16 protein-coding genes are annotated in these 16215 nt (G+C 45.8%); 2 read left to right on the top strand and 14 right to left on the bottom strand.

Annotated elements, in window-relative coordinates:
• The first annotated feature begins 138 nt into the window (after window positions 1–138).
• Entirely contained in the window at window positions 139–1374 is a 1236-nt protein-coding gene (locus RIL182_RS05350) for an EAL and HDOD domain-containing protein (protein WP_006855661.1), read from the top strand.
• Window positions 1375–1506: 132 nt separating this feature from the next.
• Here the strand turns inward: RIL182_RS05350 and RIL182_RS05345 are convergent, their stop codons facing one another.
• From RIL182_RS05345 to RIL182_RS05285, 13 genes are all read right to left on the bottom strand, one after another.
• Window positions 1507–2148 carry a V-type ATP synthase subunit D gene (locus RIL182_RS05345; protein ID WP_006855662.1) on the bottom strand — a complete coding sequence of 214 codons (642 nt, stop codon included), beginning with the start codon at window positions 2146–2148 and terminating at the stop codon, window positions 1507–1509.
• A 13-nt stretch (window positions 2149–2161) separates the two neighbouring features.
• A complete protein-coding gene (locus RIL182_RS05340) occupies window positions 2162–3538 on the bottom strand; it encodes a V-type ATP synthase subunit B (protein ID WP_015561246.1) in 1377 nt (458 codons plus the stop codon).
• A gap of 65 nt (window positions 3539–3603) precedes the next feature.
• A complete protein-coding gene (locus tag RIL182_RS05335; RefSeq protein ID WP_006855664.1) occupies window positions 3604–5370 on the bottom strand; it encodes a V-type ATP synthase subunit A in 1767 nt (588 codons plus the stop codon).
• 62 nt (window positions 5371–5432) lie between these two features.
• Window positions 5433–5999, bottom strand: a complete 567-nt coding sequence (locus RIL182_RS05330; protein WP_006855666.1) for a V-type ATP synthase subunit E — start codon at window positions 5997–5999, stop codon at window positions 5433–5435.
• 15 nt (window positions 6000–6014) lie between these two features.
• Entirely contained in the window at window positions 6015–6323 is a 309-nt protein-coding gene (locus RIL182_RS05325; protein WP_006855667.1) for a V-type ATP synthase subunit F, read from the bottom strand.
• Between the two features lie 27 nt (window positions 6324–6350).
• Window positions 6351–6764: an ATP synthase subunit C gene (locus RIL182_RS05320; protein ID WP_006855668.1), complete on the bottom strand. Its 414-nt coding sequence runs from the start codon at window positions 6762–6764 to the stop codon at window positions 6351–6353.
• A 14-nt stretch (window positions 6765–6778) separates the two neighbouring features.
• On the bottom strand, window positions 6779–8716 hold the full coding sequence (locus tag RIL182_RS05315) for a V-type ATP synthase subunit I (RefSeq protein ID WP_243096716.1): 1938 nt from the start codon (window positions 8714–8716) through the stop codon (window positions 6779–6781).
• Window positions 8717–8767: 51 nt separating this feature from the next.
• Window positions 8768–9802 (bottom strand): V0D/AC39 family V-type ATPase subunit, encoded by a 1035-nt coding sequence (locus RIL182_RS05310; RefSeq protein WP_044998549.1) that lies wholly within the window; start codon window positions 9800–9802, stop codon window positions 8768–8770.
• 57 nt (window positions 9803–9859) lie between these two features.
• A complete protein-coding gene (locus RIL182_RS05305; RefSeq protein ID WP_006855672.1) occupies window positions 9860–10171 on the bottom strand; it encodes a hypothetical protein in 312 nt (103 codons plus the stop codon).
• A 231-nt stretch (window positions 10172–10402) separates the two neighbouring features.
• Window positions 10403–10585 carry a hypothetical protein gene (locus RIL182_RS05300; protein ID WP_006855673.1) on the bottom strand — a complete coding sequence of 61 codons (183 nt, stop codon included), beginning with the start codon at window positions 10583–10585 and terminating at the stop codon, window positions 10403–10405.
• Between the two features lie 221 nt (window positions 10586–10806).
• Window positions 10807–11565: an adaptor protein MecA gene (locus RIL182_RS05295; protein WP_006855674.1), complete on the bottom strand. Its 759-nt coding sequence runs from the start codon at window positions 11563–11565 to the stop codon at window positions 10807–10809.
• Between the two features lie 78 nt (window positions 11566–11643).
• On the bottom strand, window positions 11644–12936 hold the full coding sequence (locus tag RIL182_RS05290; RefSeq protein ID WP_006855675.1) for a glycoside hydrolase family 3 protein: 1293 nt from the start codon (window positions 12934–12936) through the stop codon (window positions 11644–11646).
• 77 nt (window positions 12937–13013) lie between these two features.
• On the bottom strand, window positions 13014–13916 hold the full coding sequence (locus RIL182_RS05285) for a C39 family peptidase (RefSeq protein WP_006855676.1): 903 nt from the start codon (window positions 13914–13916) through the stop codon (window positions 13014–13016).
• A 231-nt stretch (window positions 13917–14147) separates the two neighbouring features.
• Between RIL182_RS05285 and RIL182_RS05280 the strand changes: the two genes are divergently transcribed.
• Window positions 14148–14666, top strand: coding sequence for a peptidylprolyl isomerase (locus tag RIL182_RS05280; protein WP_006855677.1), 519 nt, complete (start codon window positions 14148–14150; stop codon window positions 14664–14666).
• Between the two features lie 116 nt (window positions 14667–14782).
• Here RIL182_RS05280 and serS read toward each other — a convergent pair whose 3' ends face one another.
• Window positions 14783–16072 (bottom strand): serine--tRNA ligase, encoded by a 1290-nt coding sequence (serS, locus tag RIL182_RS05275; RefSeq protein WP_006855678.1) that lies wholly within the window; start codon window positions 16070–16072, stop codon window positions 14783–14785.
• Window positions 16073–16215 lie beyond the last annotated feature (143 nt).

The following is a 16215-nucleotide window of genomic DNA, read 5'->3' as shown; positions in this document are numbered from 1 at the left end:
CATAAAATAAGTTTTCTGTTTATTAATTTCAAAAAAATGTGTCTTTTTTCACAGATTTATAGTATAGTAAAAGTAGATAAATGTTAACGTTTCACATGGTTTCTTCACAAAAGATTCCATGCTATAAGGAGAACGCCTATGCTGGTTACATTAATACCTCTATTTGATGAAAACATAAAAGTCAGCGCATATTCTCTGTATACACAGAAAGCAAATTTTCTGCTTCACCCGAATCTTTTGGGAAGCGGAAGCAATGATGGCGCCGCCCAGATTGAAGGATTTGAACTGATCTTAAATATGGGACTTGAAACACTTTCCCCGGCAAAAGAAATCTTTGTTCCGGTAAATGAAATATCGATTTTTTCCGATATTCCTTCCCAGTGTGGCCTGCCGCACGAGTTTTTCGTATTGCTGTTAAAAGGAAATATCCCATGCACACCAATGTATATTGACCGTGTAAAAGCACTGAAAAAGATGGGGTATCGATTTGCCATCCGCAAGCTTCCTGTATCAAGTTACGAAGCTTACCATGATCTGCTCGTACTGATGGATTATGTCATGTTAGACTGTGAAGAGATTGACATCAGCAAAGCACGTATTTATTTCAATAAAGTTTATCCAAACATCAGGCTCTGTGCTTCAAATATAACCAAAACAGAGACATTTGATGCAATCTGTCAGGATAAGAGCTGCACTTTATATGAGGGAAGTTTTTACAGACTCCCTGTCACAAAGGGAAACCATGACGTAGCTCCGTTAAAGATCAATTACATTGAACTTATGAATCTGGTTAATACAGAGGACTTTGACCTCACCAAAGCGGCAGATATCATCGGTCATGACACCGCTCTTGTCATCTCACTGCTTCGCATGGTCAATCATATGGCTGTCAACTCTGAGATCACTTCCATCCGGCACGCAGCTGCCATGCTTGGACAGAAAGAACTGAAACGCTGGATCAACACCGCCGTTGTCAATCAGTTGTGTTCTGACAAGCCAAACGAGCTTACGCGTTTATCCCTGTTGCGTGCAAAGTTTGCAGAAAATCTTGCCCCTGCCTTTGAGCTTGGCGGCAAAGCTTCCGAACTATTCTTAACCGGACTGTTTTCCGTGCTTGATATCATCCTCGATAAACCAATGGAGGAAGCACTCTCGCTTGTCAAAGTTTCACGCGACATCGAAGATGCTCTCATCCGTCAGAGTGGTATTTTTGCGGAACCTTTATATTTCATCAAACAATATGAGGCAGGTAACTGGTCCGAAGTTTCCCGGCTTATGATCCTGGAAAACCTTGACACACAGACTGTGTATGATGCCTATATTGCTGCCCTGAAATGGTACCGTGATCTGTTTTCTGACACCTACAAAAAATAATCTGCTACCTAACATTTTGTCATAAAATGTTAGGCTAGAATGCACGCTCCGCGAACATTCTATTGTCATGAATAAAAGCCGAAAGCGACACTTCATTCCGCTTTCGGCTTTCTTATTTTTCATTCATTATTCTTATGACATCATCCCGGAACCTGCATTTTTCATCCGGTTTTTCTTTACAACTTTCTGTCTTGTGAACTCTTCCCTCTCTTTTTCCTCCAGATAATCCTGTATCTCACGCGACAGTTTTTCATACTTCGGAATTGTAATGTTCGAGAGTGCATTCGCGCGTTTCTGCGTCTTTTTGATATTATAGGCAAGGCGGTATGCAGAGTTTTCGATCTCCGCAAGGTGGATCGTTAATTCTTTTACCTTTTCAAACTGCTGGCACGCTTCATCTAATGACATCCTTGTATGATAAAAAGAATACGCCGGCACCTGTTTCTTTTTTTCATACTCTACTTTCGGGATCTCCGTCCCCATGACACTGCGACGTTTGATACGGATGGAGTTTTCCACCGGAACCGCTTTTGCAATCTGTTCTACCTGATGGATTCCCATCTGGATATTGGCTTTCTGCAGTGCCTGGTAGGCATTGGAAAATGTCTCATCGATCTGGTTCTGGATATCCGAAGCCTCTGAGATCAACTCCATCAGTTCCCGGATCAGGATATTTCTTTTTTTATCCATCAGGTCAAATCCCTGTTTTGACAATGCGAGCGCATTTTTTGCCAATATGAGGTTTCCCTTCGTCGGAAACGTATTCGGATCCATGCGTCATCCCCTCCTAATCCCAGTACTTTTCAAGAATTTTTGTATCAATACGGTCTAATTCTCCACGCGGCAGGATATGCAGCAGCCGCCAGCCGATATCCAGCGTTTCCGCCATCGAACGGTTTTCGTCTTTTCCCTGCCCGATAAATTCTTTTTCAAAAGCTGTACCAAATTTCAGATACTGTTTATCGGTATCAGAAAGCTCGTCCTCGCCGATGACACTCGCAAGATCTCTCGCCTCGCCGACACGGGCATAGGAGGAAAAGAGCTGGTTTGCAAGATCCTGATGGTCTTCCCTGGTATATTTTTCACCGATACCGTCCTTCATCAGACGCGACAGTGACGGCAGTACATTGATCGGAGGATAAATATTTTTCTGGTGAAGGGAACGTTCCAGTACGATCTGCCCCTCGGTGATATATCCGGTAAGATCCGGGATCGGATGTGTGATATCGTCATTCGGCATTGTCAGGATCGGAATCTGTGTGACGGAACCGGATGCACCGTTTACGATCCCGGCTCTCTCATAAAGTGCTGCAAACTCACTGTACAGATATCCCGGATAGCCTTTCCTGCTTGGGATCTCTCCCTTCTGCGCCGAAACTTCACGCATCGCCTCTGCAAACGAAGTCATATCGGTCAGTATTACAAGGATATGCATATTTTTCTCAAACGCGAGATACTCGGCGGCTGTCAGCGCTACCTTCGGCGTGATCAGACGCTCTGCAACCGGATCATTGGAGAGATTTAAAAACATCGCAACATGGTCACTTACACCACATTCTGCAAAACGGCGCTTAAAATACTCCGCCACATCATATTTGACTCCCATCGCGGCAAACACGACTGCAAACGGTTCGTCCTCGTTTTCGCCATCCCCAAGACTGGCCTGTTCCACAATCTGGGCTGCAAGCTCATCATGCGGCAGACCGTTGCCTGAAAAGATCGGCAGTTTCTGTCCACGGATCAAAGTCGTCAGTCCATCGATCGCAGAGATACCGGTTCTGATATAGTTTCTCGGATATTCCCTGCTGCACGGATTCATCGGCTGTCCGTTGACGTCACGCACAACCTCGGCGTGCACCGCGCCGAGCCCGTCGATCGGCTGCCCCAGACCGTTGAATGTTCTTCCTAAGATTTCCTCCGACAGCCCCACACACAGCGGTCTGCCTGTTAACCTTGCATGCGTATTTAAAAGGGACATCTCCTCCGTGCTCTCAAACACCTGAACGACCGCATAGTCATTATTGATCTCCACGATGCGCCCTAATTTTTTCTGTTTTCCTTCCACGACCAACTCCACGATCTCATCATAGAAAGCGCCTCTTACACCTTCTACTGCAACCAGTGGTCCATTGATCTCACTCAGTCCAAGATACTCAATCGCCATATCAATCCTCATTTCTGAGCAGCTTATTCTTCACACGAATCTACATTTTTGTGTTCAACCGCCCCTTACGCATTTTCCGCCATCAGATGCTGATAAAATTCTTCGATCTTATCATCATACAGGTTTAGCTGCTCTAGTTTGTCATTTGCCACATCATATTTAATGGAAATGATCTTCTCAAATATATCACTTTCCCGAAGAAGCGCCATCGGCATGTTCCGGTCGATCAGTGCCTTGCAGCGGTCGTAAAGATGAAGGATGATCTCCATCATGCGAAGCTGTTTTTCCATCGGCACATAGGTGTCCTCTTTGTGGAATGCATTCTGCTGCAAAAATCCAAGCCGGATCACACGCGCAATCTCAAGCACCAGCTTCTGATCGTCCGGAAGCACATCACTTCCAATCAGCTTTACGATCTCATTCAGACGATTTTCCATCGTCAGAAGATTCAAGATCTCATTCCGACACTGCACGAATGTCGGGCCAACATTCGTCTCATACCATGCCGTCAGATCAGGAATATACTCTGAATAACTGGTCAGCCAGTTGATCGCAGGATAATGTCTTGCATAGGCAAGTGATTTGTCCAGTGCAAGGAAACAGCGAACAAAGCGCTTGGTATTCTGTGTGACAGGCTCCGAAAAATCGCCTCCCTGCGGGGACACCGCCCCGATGATCGTCACACTGCCATCCGAACCGTTTAAATTCTGCACATACCCGGCGCGCTCATAAAATGCCGAAAGCCTCGATGCCAGATATGCAGGGAAACCTTCCTCCGCCGGCATCTCCTCAAGCCTTCCGGAGAGCTCTCTTAATGCCTCTGCCCAGCGCGACGTGGAATCTGCCATGATTGCTACATGATAACCCATGTCGCGGTAGTATTCCGCTAACGTGATGCCGGTATAAATGCTCGCCTCACGCGCCGCCACCGGCATGTTCGAAGTATTTGCGATCAGCGTGGTGCGGTCCATCAGAAGATTGCCGGTCTTTGGATCATTTAATTCTCCAAATTCCTCCAAAACATTGGTCATCTCATTTCCACGTTCCCCACAGCCGATATAAATGATAATGTCCGCATCACACCATTTTGCAAGCTGGTGCTGCGTCATCGTTTTTCCGGTACCAAATCCTCCCGGCAATGCCGCCGTGCCGCCCTTTGCGATCGGGAAAAGTGTATCTAAGATACGCTGTCCGGTCACAAGCGGCCGGTCTGCCGGATACCGGTCTTTAACCGGACGCGGTTTGCGGATCGGCCACTCCTGTGTCATGGTAAGTGCCTTTGTACCGCCGTCTGTAGTGCGTATCGTTACGATCTCATCACAGATCGTATAATCTCCATCCGGTTTTACCGCCGTCACTGTTCCGGATACTCCGGGCGGAAGCATCACACGGTGTACGATCGACTTTGTCTCCGGCACCTCCGCTATGATAGAACCCCCTGCCACCTCGTCACCTTCCTGTACGGTGATATGCGTCTCCCATAATTTCTCCCGATCCAGTGCATCTGCCTGCGCTCCCGTTGGGATAAACGCTCCGCTTTTTTCTGCGATTTTTTGCAGTGGACGTTCAATACCATCAAAGATGTTATTTAAAATTCCGGGAGCTAATTTTACACTGATGGCGCAGCCCGCACCGGCCACTTCCTCACCCGGCTTTAATCCGGATGTCTCCTCATATACCTGGATGGTCGTCTTTTCCTTCGACAGCCGGATTACTTCCCCGACTAAACGGTGCTCTCCGACATATACCATCTCATTCATTTTATAACCAAGATTTCCCTGTATCGTGATAACCGGTCCGTTGATCCCGTATATCTTTCCTGTTATACCCATATCTGATCCTCTCAAACTGCTCTCTGTTTTTGTGCTGTCTCCCGGCACATAACAGTTTTACATCATATCCAGCATATCTCTCCCGCATGTTTCATTCTCTCTGCAAATGATTCGTCGATCAGAACGTTCTTTGCCGGAATGACTGCCCGCATGCCGCCGGAAAACTCATCCTCAGCGATCTCTACCCTGCATCCGCTCTTCTCTTCAAGGACGGCCTGTCTCTCCTGATCTGAGGGACTGATAAATACGGTCAGATCCTCTCCCTGTGCAAATTCTTTTGCCTTACCTATCTGTGCAAGCAGAAATGCTTCATACGCATCCGTCCGGCGGTACGATAAAAGCTTTTCCTTCACCATCTCAAACAATTCTTCCGTCTTCTGCTCTTTGAGCGCCTGATAATCCTTTTTCCACGCCATTGTCTGCTCTGCATTCCTGCGGTTTACTTCTTTTTTCTGTTTTTCTAAGAAAATGCGTCTTGAGCTTTTAAGTGCATCACGGCAGGACTGCTCATGTTCTTCCATTGCCGACTGATAAATATTTTTCTGCTCATCGAGCATCGACTCGCTCTGGCTGTTTGCAGCACCGATCGCAGCTCCAAAAAAAACTTCCAGTTTTTCATTGATCTCCATGCATCCATCCCCCGTTTACAGTTTCAGCCCGATTGCCTGACTGACATAATCCGTAATAAAATTCTTGCTTCTGCCGCTTCCATGCCTGTCCGGGATCTCCACAAACAGCGGCGTCCTCCGGCTCAGTTTTAAATCATTTACCAGTTCCGGAAAATCCCTGCCGAGTTTTTCTGTCAGCAGTACGATCCCGATATCCGGCTGTCCCGTCACAAAGGAAAGCGCTTCTTCAAGTTCTTCTCTCTCATGCACGACCACACCATCAACACCGGAAAGCCGCATCCCCGTGTATGTGTCTATATTGTCGCTGATCAAATACATCCTCATGGAAATCCGCCATCCTTCCCGTCTCTTTTATCCCAGAATGGAAAATGAGATCAAAAGTCCATACAATGCGATAGATTCTGCCAGCGCAACGAAGATCAGCGCCTTACCCATAATACTTGAATCCTCGCTCAGTGCTCCGATTGCTGCGGATGCCGCACTCGCAACTGCTACACCGGCACCGATACAGGAAAGTCCGGTTGACAGTGCTGCCGCCATGTATCTCCATCCCTCTGCTGCGGATGCCGCGGTATCGGATGCTGCATAGATATGCCCGCTGAAAAGCAGCATATCTGCCACCACAACTGTTCCGAAAAACAGAACCAAATTTACCGCAAGAGATGCCTTAAAACTTTTCTCTTTCCTGTTTCCGAGCACATATCCCAGAAAAGGGATCACCATACTGAAAATTAAAATTGCCACCAGTGTTATTTTTGCTGCCATATCTTTTTCTCCTCCTATTTCCTGTTTCCGGAAAATGCCACAAACGGCTTTCCGGTTCCCTGATAAAAACGGCTGAACATCTCATAATATTCAAGTCTTAATACCTGGATCCCTACGACGAGTCCCTCAAGACCTGTCACGACGATATTTCCAAGTACCACAACGATCCAGTTCGGCGAACCACTCTCATATCCGGCGAGCGTCAGCACCACTCCCATCATGCCCGCATGACTGAGCGCAAACGCTCCGACACGGACAAAGGATATACTGTTCGTCGCATAACTTAATACCACATCAAACAATTCCACGAGAGATTCCACAAAAAACATCGCCTTGCTCTCGCCTTCCGGAAACAGCTTTTTCTTTCGTTCAAGCAGATTTGTAAGCGGTTCTTTCAAAAGGATTGCAATGAGCGGCACTCCGACAAAAACAGCAAGAATGCCAGTAGCCGGAACCGGTTTTTCAAATGCATAAAGTACAATGCATAAAACCGCACATCCGTAACACAAAATACCCGCGACTCCGCTCGGACTAAAAAGAATCCGTCCCACATCTTTCGCACGCACGGCATTGATGATATTTAAGACCATCGCAGCCAGGATCAGAAACATTCCAAATCCGATCGCTAACATCAGTGTCGTCATAATGTTATCCATCGGACGCATCCACACGGGCTTTAAGATATCCTCGAATCCAAACACGCTGCCATACATAAAACCGAATACCGTAGACCAGATGCCTGCTAACGATAGAATTGCTCCAAGGTTCATGTGCCTGATCCGGTAAAAAACAAATCCTCCGATCAAAAGGCACAGTCCCTGCCCGACATCCCCGAACATGATCCCGAACATCAGCGTGTAGGTAAGCGCAATAAATATGGTTGGATCCATCTCCTGGTATGCCGGAAGTCCGTACATTTCCACAAACATCTCAAACGGCTTAAACAGCGCAGGATTCTTTAATTTTGTCGGCGGACTGACGGACATATGCTCCTCCACATCCTCCTCCATCACATGGATCTTTGAATCTTCCGCCGTCTCTTTTTCTAATTTTCTGGCATCATCTGCGCTCATCCATCCATATAAAATGTAGTATTCGGTCTGCTCTCCCGGCTTTCTTCCGGGTGTCGTGCAGACTGCAAACTTACGCACATCAAAATTGTTGCAGTAATGCTCTAATGCGGCACATGCACCCGTGATCTTTCCGGCATGTTTTTCCAAGGTATCATGAAGCTGCTTTTTTAACTTCTGCTCTTCCTCGTCATATGCCTGTTTTTTCTGCAATGCCTCCTGATAAGCACTCTCCGGTGTTCCATCAAAAGAATCCGGTATATAGATGCGCTCAAAATGAAACGACAGACACACCGCATCTACTTCTTTTGCGTAGACTCTTGGCACAAAATAGCCGCCCCACACATATGCCTCGTCACTGTCACATTCATAAAATAATACATGATCGGTATCATGGATATAGCGTTCGAGTTTCTGATAATGCTCTCTTGCGATTCTTCCAAAACGGAATGCGATAAACTGAAATTCCAGAATTTTTTTAAATTCGTAATCAAGCCGCCGAAACGGTGCGATCTGATCCATCAGGCTCTGATTCTCCATTCGTTCCTTCCGCATTTCCTCCTGCCGTTTCACGATCTCATCTGTCAGCCGGTATGCCGCTTCCACCACTTTTTCCGCTTCCGCTGGCTCCATTTTTACCGGCATGGCATAGTCTGCTGCCCCACCGGGCTCGTCCTTTAAGTGTTCCCACAACGCCTGTGCCTTTGTGCATGCATCCTTGTAGATATTTGTCTCTGCAAACGGTCTCACATGACCGGATATACCAAATCCGGATGCGGCATTTTCAAAATGTATCTCATATCTGCTCAGGTACTGCTCCATCACACGGTCGATATCATATTTCGGCCCGGTGATATGAAGCAGCTTCATTTTCTCTACCACTTGCACCCCTCCATCCCATCATCACAGTGTCTACCGCAATGATTCTTATACTTACATCGCAAAGATCAGATCACGGATCTCATACGGCGGTATACGGTAACGGATTCCTTCAAGTGCCGTCGTTAAAAGATCGATCTCGTGCTCTTTTTCATACAGATAACGCAGAACCGGTGCCACGGACATTGGATGCTTTTTGCATATTTTCTCATATGTCCTTATCATGACTCTCTCCCACGTCAGTTCATCCTCCGGCTCTAGCACCGCCTGTTTTCCACGAAAATATGTGGTCTGCCGGACAAATTCCACAAATTGCTCTGCAGTTTCCGTCTCTAAAAGCCGTTTCGTCTCAGCAGATCTCAATCGGTAGCTTACCGGGATCTGGTGTTTTTTCACATCCGCTTCTCCCATCGAATAAAACCGCTTTGCACGGTACATCCACATCAGATTCTGCCAGTCGATCTCTGTCCCGAAAATCTGTTCTAAGATCTGCCTTGTCTCCTTATCGGAAACCTTTGTGATTTCTTTCCATACTTTTTTATAATAATAAATATCAAGTGCAAATGCATAATCTGCATAACTCTTTTCTGCTGCAGATTCTAATTCCTTTAACAGGCTTTCATATTCCGTTCCTGTCACCGCCTGTATCAGCTCCTGCACACTGTTTGCCGCCATCACCGCTTTTAAGTCAAAATCTGCATGCCGTTCAAAAAATCCTCCGCTTACGGTGATCTCCCGCCCGTTTCCCTCCATCGCAGACTGCAGACAGTTTTTTATCACATTGATCTCATAGCGTGAAAACACAAACTGCAATGCTCTTCTTGGCTGTACACCGGAAAACCGGTACAGCTTACAGTAATCCATATACAGCGAATCCCGGATCACCGCCTCCACCTGACCGCGGTGTGCCACTTCCCCGTGCCGTTCAAATACCGGCGCATAAGCAGGCTGCTCCCGCAAAAAAGCAATAAAGTCTGTCACAGACTCATATTCAGAAATTGCCGTATAATCATCCGCACCAAGCAGTCTTGCACGCATCGCTTTTGTCTTTGTCACAAGACCACTGTACTCTAACAGTCCTCCTGCCATCTTCTTCCCCCATTCCGTCACGCTGCTTTTTCTTCTCTGCCACCCGCCACGCACACATCAGGGACTTATAATGCTCTCAAAAATCTCCTCCGCAAGAGAATCCTTCTTCTGCGCAAAATCCTCTTCTAACCGTCTTTTTGCCGCTTCATAATGTTCTCTCTGCCGTGTAATTTTAGTCTCAGCTTCGGATAAAAGCTGCTGTTTTATCTCTTCTTCCTGTTTTTGTCTCATGGAAGTATATCGTCCATCCATCTCACGTTTATCAAATTCTAACTGTTTTAACATCTTTTCTTTTTCTGCAGCTGCCTCCGTCAGAATTGACTCTGCCTTCTTTTCGATCTCATCAAGTTTCGTAATGATCTCATTCATGAATAACCCCCGTATCCTTTCTGCTGTCTATTACGTTCCCCAAAAATTACTGATATATTAATTATATTCATTTCTTAATCTGATAGCAAGGCATTATTTCCTCTATTTTTTCAGTCAATATGTAAAACAGACTCTTTTTTTCGACACAAAAGAAGGATCAGCCAACGTACCTCATTCCATTGACTGATCCTTCTTTTGTATCATTCATACAATATTTACTTTTTTGTTCCGCTATGCTTCTGCAGACCTTTGTATTCTGGCTGTAATATCTCTTACCTCTGCCATAATAGCCACATACATTTCATGCTCTAATCCCACTGGCGACATATGCGGGCACTCCTGTTTCATGCGATATGCCTGTACTAAAAGTCCCCTTTTCATGTCTTCGAGTTCCAAAAGCTGCTCTCTGCTCATAACGCCTCTCCATCTCCTGCTCTTATTCTATACTGTCATCTCTGACCTACCTGAATATGATAGATCTTTTGTCATAAGTATAACCAGATGCCGTGCACGCACCTATGACATAATAGCATATCTGGTAAAATTTAGGACCTCAACTTGTTCGGCAATTTCACCAAATTTTAAAGATGGATTTTCCTGTTTTGCCTATTTACAAACTATCTTTTATTCATTTGTTACAACGCCATCAGCGTTTGCAGCGCCTCTTTTTTAACAATACAATCTCCGTGTTCACGGATATAGGAAATTTGTCCTATCTCTGAAATTCTGCCCGCATCGTACTCGACTGCACCGAATGCAAACGCCCTCATTTCGTCCCTCGGGAACTTCGAAAAGTCCATGATCAGATAGTATGCACCCTCTAACCGGTAAAGGCTGCTCTTTGGAAAAATCTCCTCAAAACAAGCTCTTCCCATGCGTGATGCCTCATCCAAATTAAAGAACCGGAGTGCGCAGATCATCTGCCGTTTTTTCAGCTCTTTCTGTTGTTTTGATGGCTTCTTTTTATTTTCTTTTTCCTGTTTCTCTTCTGCTACTCTCTGTTCCTGTGTGTCCTTCTTCTGGTCTAAGAATGCGTCTAACACTCCCTGACGTTCTTCTTTGCTCAGGTTTCTAAACTCCTGCATTTTCTCCGGTGTCATCTGCCCAACCAGATCCGAAATCGCATCCATCAGCTGCTGAAAACTCAGATCGGAATCTCCGCCAAATGTGATTGCCATGCTGTGATCGGAAAGCAGCTCTGCTTTTACCATCGGAGAAATATTTTCAAGGCTGATATTCTCCTGTTCCTCCACGATTTTTAAAACAACACGCATAAACTTCTGTGTTGCTTCTCCATTGCCAATGATCTCATCAATATCAAATCCCATCTTCCGGATCTCGTCCTCGGTCAAGGCACATCTGATTTTATTTTCTCCTACGCGCTTTATTTCCATGTCGTATTCCCCATTCGTATCTCATATGTAAATTTTATTACTATTATCCTATTTTTTTCGTTGTTTGTAAAGTTTAGTTTACTGCATCTGCAGCTTCACTTTTACAATGCGCTCCACAGATTCGTCGATGCGTTCCTCCGTAATCGTTCCATCCTGTACCGCCTGAAGCAGTCCATTATATGCTGTCTCATAATCCTGCGGCATTAAGATCATATCCACGCCTACATTGACTGCCATGACTGCTGCCTGGTCTGCTGTGTAAGTTCCGGTAATTGCACCCATATTCATGGCATCCGTGATCACGATCCCCTGATAGCCGAGCTGCTCCCGCAGCACATTACTCACCATCATCTGTGACAGGGATGCCGGTGTGTTATCCCCGACTACCTGTGGAACGGAAATGTGTCCGACCATCACAAACGATACACCGTTTTCCACCGCTTTCTGGAATGGAACAAGTTCCGTCTGCATCAATTCTTCTAAGGACTTGTCCAACGTCACCGCTCCGTCATGGGAATCCCCGGAGACACCTCCCTGACCTGGAAAATGTTTTACTGCGCCGAAAACGCCCTGACTGCTTAGTCCCTCAAGTTCTTTTGTGACCATATCTGCCACCACAGACGCATCCGAACCAAACGATCTGGTTCCGATCGCTGTATTACCCGGATTGGTGAGAACATCTGCTACCGGCGCATAGTCCACATTAAAGCCAAGCTGTTTTAAATAGGTTCCGATCGTAACACCGGCATCGTATGCTTTCTGCGCATCACCAGCCGCACCGATATCACTCATGTTTCCAACATTTGTCACGCCAAATGCTTCATTTGCCGCTACTCTTGCAACCGTTCCGCCTTCCTCGTCCACACTTAAGAATGCCGGCAGTCCCGTCCGCTCCATTGCAATGTTCTGCATATTGGTAAGCATTTCTGTCGTCTGTTCTGTACTGAGAAGATTGTCTGCCATATAGATCAGACCTCCGACCGGTCTGCTTTCATATGCTGTTTTGGTCGTATCTCCGGCCGCCGTCACACTGGTATATCCCGTCAGCGCTTCCGGTGTTATGACAAACATCTGCGCCACCTTATCCTCTAAGGACATCCCTGATACAAGCTGCGCTGCCTGCTCATCTAACGGGTCCACGGCAGGTTCTGCCACGTCACTTCCATTCTGTGATGTCTGTGTATCATCTGAAATTTCCGTGCTCTGTGTGTCCGGTGTCTTTACTTCCTTTGTGCCCTTTGGCAAAAACTTATGCAGGGCAGCTGCCGCCCCAATGATCATTACTGCCAAGACCAGTACAAATACGGTAACCACCACTGCTGCATGTTTGAACTCATCCTGTCTTTTCTGCCTTCTTTCTTCCTGATTCATATCTTCTCCATTCTAACAAAATCTGTAACCAAAATTCACTTTTCACAAACTTACCGCCATTATAACAGATGTCATTCTCACGGTGCAACCCACGCCTCATCAATTCCATCCTGTTTCCACTGGTTCTGTTCCTCGGAATATCCATTTACCAGCAAATACTGATATTTACTGACTGTTTTTAAAGCATCATATACATAGCGCAGCGGTATATAATTCCGGTTTCCATCAGGATCCGCCGGGTCTGCAAGAAACACTTCATCGGTATCTTCCTTATAAAGACTGATATTTACATAATGACCACCCGTCTTTTTCCAGTAAGTATTGTCATCATGGCTGCTGACCAAAACAACTACACTCTTTGCAGATCTGACCTGATCCCGAAAAGTTTCGTAATCCTGCGGCTTTGTGTATAGCTCCGCATCAAATCCACATTTGCGCATGACAGTTTTCATATCGCCCCAGCCGATCGCACCGATCTTTTTCGTCGGTGTGTAACCGGAGACCTCTCTTGCATACAAAAACATGTCCCACGGCGAACAGGTATGACCTGAAAATGTACTGTATATATTTGCCATACAGCACAATCCGCACCCGAAATTGCCAAAATAATTGCCGCGCACATACTGATTGCTCCATTCACCGGACCATGCCCGTCCCTCTCCCCAGGACTTTGGTCCCTGTAAAAATGAATAAACATCCGACTCATCAAAATATCCCCGGTTTGCGGCAGCCACCAGAATGTCCTTATTTTTTTCGATCACGGCATACTCTTCCCCGTCTAATTTTGTAAAAATCCCGGCATACAGTCTGACTGCCGGCACATACTCCGGTTCGGCGACTGCCTTCTCTGCCACCGCTCCCATCTCTTTCGCATTTTGCTGCACAGACTTTTCACCGGAACCATACGCTCCTGCGATCAGCAGAAATGTTCCGGCTAACACTGCATAAAATGCGTACTCCTTTCTTTTCTGACGACCCAAATATCCAATCCTCCCAATTCTGAACTGTTTTATATCGTAAAATATCTTATCCCATTTTCGTACGAAACTTCTCTGTATTATGTTACCCTGTAAGAAGTCTTAATTCAAGCAAAGATTTTCTTAAATTATTTACTTTACTACTCGTTTTTTTTCGGCTACAATAAAGCGGTATCCTGTAATGATGTTACAAGCATCTGCAGGCACTATTATTTTGAAAAGAGGTACGCAATTATGGCAAATCCAATCGTTACGATTGAAATGGAAAATGGCGATATCATGAAAGCGGAACTGTATCCGGAAATCGCCCCGAATACTGTCAACAACTTCATCAGTTTAATTAAAAGCGGTTATTATGACGGACTGATCTTCCACCGAGTGATCAAAGGATTCATGATCCAGGGCGGATGTCCGGACGGAACCGGCATGGGTGGACCTGGCTATGACATCAAAGGTGAGTTTTCCCAGAACGGTTTCAAAAATGACCTGAAACACACAGAGGGCGTTTTATCCATGGCAAGAGCTATGCATCCGGATTCCGCCGGCAGCCAGTTCTTCATCATGCACAAAACTTCTCCACATTTAGATGGAGCTTATGCGGCTTTCGGCAAGATCACTGAGGGAATGGATATCGTAAATAAGATCGCAGAGACAGCAACTGATTACAGTGACAGACCATTAGAGCCACAGCGCATGAAAACTGTTACCGTTGAAACTTTCGGTGTAGATTATCCGGAACCGGAGAAATGCTAATCATTCTATTGTCATAAACAAAGAAGTGTATGTCGGGAATCACCGAACATACACTTCTTTTGTTATAACTTATATTTTTCACTGTTTCAGGATCTCGTCCCCACAGCTATTTCTTCTTATTTCAAAGGAACCAGTTTCTCTTTTCCGCCCATGTACGGCTGTAATGCCTTCGGTACATTGACGCTTCCGTCCTCATTTAAGTTGTTCTCTAAAAATGCGATCAGCATTCTAGGCGGTGCAACAACCGTGTTGTTTAAGGTATGTGCAAAATATTTGTTTCCATCGGAACCTTTCACACGGATCTTTAAACGTCTTGCCTGTGCATCTCCTAAGTTCGAGCAGCTTCCGACCTCAAAGTATTTCTTCTGTCTTGGAGACCATGCCTCAACATCACAGGATTTTACCTTTAAGTCAGCAAGGTCACCGGAGCAGCACTCTAAAGTACGAACCGGGATATCCAGACTGCGGAATAAGTCTACCGTGTTCTGCCATAATTTATCATACCACGTCTTAGATTCTTCCGGTTTGCAGACCACGATCATCTCCTGTTTCTCGAACTGGTGGATACGGTATACACCACGCTCCTCGATACCGTGTGCACCTTTCTCTTTACGGAAACATGGAGAGTAGGAAGTCAGTGTGTATGGAAGTTTTTCTTCGTCGTTAATCGTGTCGATGAATTTACCGATCATGGAATGTTCGGAAGTACCGATCAGATAGAGATCCTCGCCCTCGATCTTGTACATCATCGCATCCATCTCGTCAAAGCTCATAACGCCCGTAACAACGTTGCTTCGGATCATAAACGGCGGAATGACATAAGTAAATCCACGGTCGATCATGAAATCACGCGCATAGGAAATCACTGCAGAATGAAGGCGCGCGATATCACCCATCAGATAATAGAAACCGTTTCCTGCAACTTTTCCTGCCGCATCAAGATCAATACCATTGAAACGCTCCATGATGTCTGTGTGATATGGGATCTCGAAATCCGGTACGACCGGATCGCCAAATTTTTCGATCTCTACATTGCAGCTGTCATCTTTTCCGATCGGTACGGACGGATCGATGATGTTCGGGATCGTCATCATGATCCTGGTTACTTTCTCCTGCAGTTCTTTTTCCTGCTCCTCTAACTCTGCAAGACGTGCTGCATTGGCATTTACCTGTGCTTTTACTGCCTCTGCCTCATCTTTTTTTCCCTGCCCCATCAGCTGTCCGATCTGTTTTGACAGTTTATTTCTGCTTGCACGCAAATCGTCTGCTTCCTGCTGTACAGCTCTTGCCTTTGCATCAAGTTCAATTACCTCATCTACTAACGGAAGTTTGTGATCCTGAAACTTATTTTTAATGTTCTGTTTTACAACTTCCGGATTCTCTCTTAAAAATTTTAAATCGATCATCGTTCTCCTCTTTCTGCGGAACCTGCCGCTTCTTTTTGTAAATTTCTGATTTTGCCGGACAGCAAATCTCTGTCTGACATTTTTCCTGATAACACAAAAAGCCTTCCGCCCTGTGTGCCATCCTGCACATGGGACGAAAGGCT

The sequence above is a fragment of the Roseburia intestinalis L1-82 genome, assembly GCF_900537995.1.
Classification (GTDB): domain Bacteria; phylum Bacillota; class Clostridia; order Lachnospirales; family Lachnospiraceae; genus Roseburia; species Roseburia intestinalis.
Note: the sequence above shows the minus strand (reverse complement) of the source record. Positions and strands in the feature narration are given on the sequence as shown.

Coding starts and splice junctions, on each gene's coding strand:
- RIL182_RS05350 (WP_006855661.1), top strand. CDS start 139: ATGCTGGTTACATTAATACCTCTATTTGATGAAAACATAAAAGTCAGC.
- RIL182_RS05345 (WP_006855662.1), bottom strand. CDS start 2,148: ATGGATCCGAATACGTTTCCGACGAAGGGAAACCTCATATTGGCAAAA.
- RIL182_RS05340 (WP_015561246.1), bottom strand. CDS start 3,538: ATGGCGATTGAGTATCTTGGACTGAGTGAGATCAATGGACCACTGGTT.
- RIL182_RS05335 (WP_006855664.1), bottom strand. CDS start 5,370: ATGGGTATAACAGGAAAGATATACGGGATCAACGGACCGGTTATCACG.
- RIL182_RS05330 (WP_006855666.1), bottom strand. CDS start 5,999: ATGGAGATCAATGAAAAACTGGAAGTTTTTTTTGGAGCTGCGATCGGT.
- RIL182_RS05325 (WP_006855667.1), bottom strand. CDS start 6,323: ATGAGGATGTATTTGATCAGCGACAATATAGACACATACACGGGGATG.
- RIL182_RS05320 (WP_006855668.1), bottom strand. CDS start 6,764: ATGGCAGCAAAAATAACACTGGTGGCAATTTTAATTTTCAGTATGGTG.
- RIL182_RS05310 (WP_044998549.1), bottom strand. CDS start 9,802: ATGGCAGGAGGACTGTTAGAGTACAGTGGTCTTGTGACAAAGACAAAA.
- RIL182_RS05305 (WP_006855672.1), bottom strand. CDS start 10,171: ATGAATGAGATCATTACGAAACTTGATGAGATCGAAAAGAAGGCAGAG.
- RIL182_RS05300 (WP_006855673.1), bottom strand. CDS start 10,585: ATGAGCAGAGAGCAGCTTTTGGAACTCGAAGACATGAAAAGGGGACTT.
- RIL182_RS05295 (WP_006855674.1), bottom strand. CDS start 11,565: ATGGAAATAAAGCGCGTAGGAGAAAATAAAATCAGATGTGCCTTGACC.
- RIL182_RS05290 (WP_006855675.1), bottom strand. CDS start 12,936: ATGAATCAGGAAGAAAGAAGGCAGAAAAGACAGGATGAGTTCAAACAT.
- RIL182_RS05280 (WP_006855677.1), top strand. CDS start 14,148: ATGGCAAATCCAATCGTTACGATTGAAATGGAAAATGGCGATATCATG.
- serS (WP_006855678.1), bottom strand. CDS start 16,072: ATGATCGATTTAAAATTTTTAAGAGAGAATCCGGAAGTTGTAAAACAG.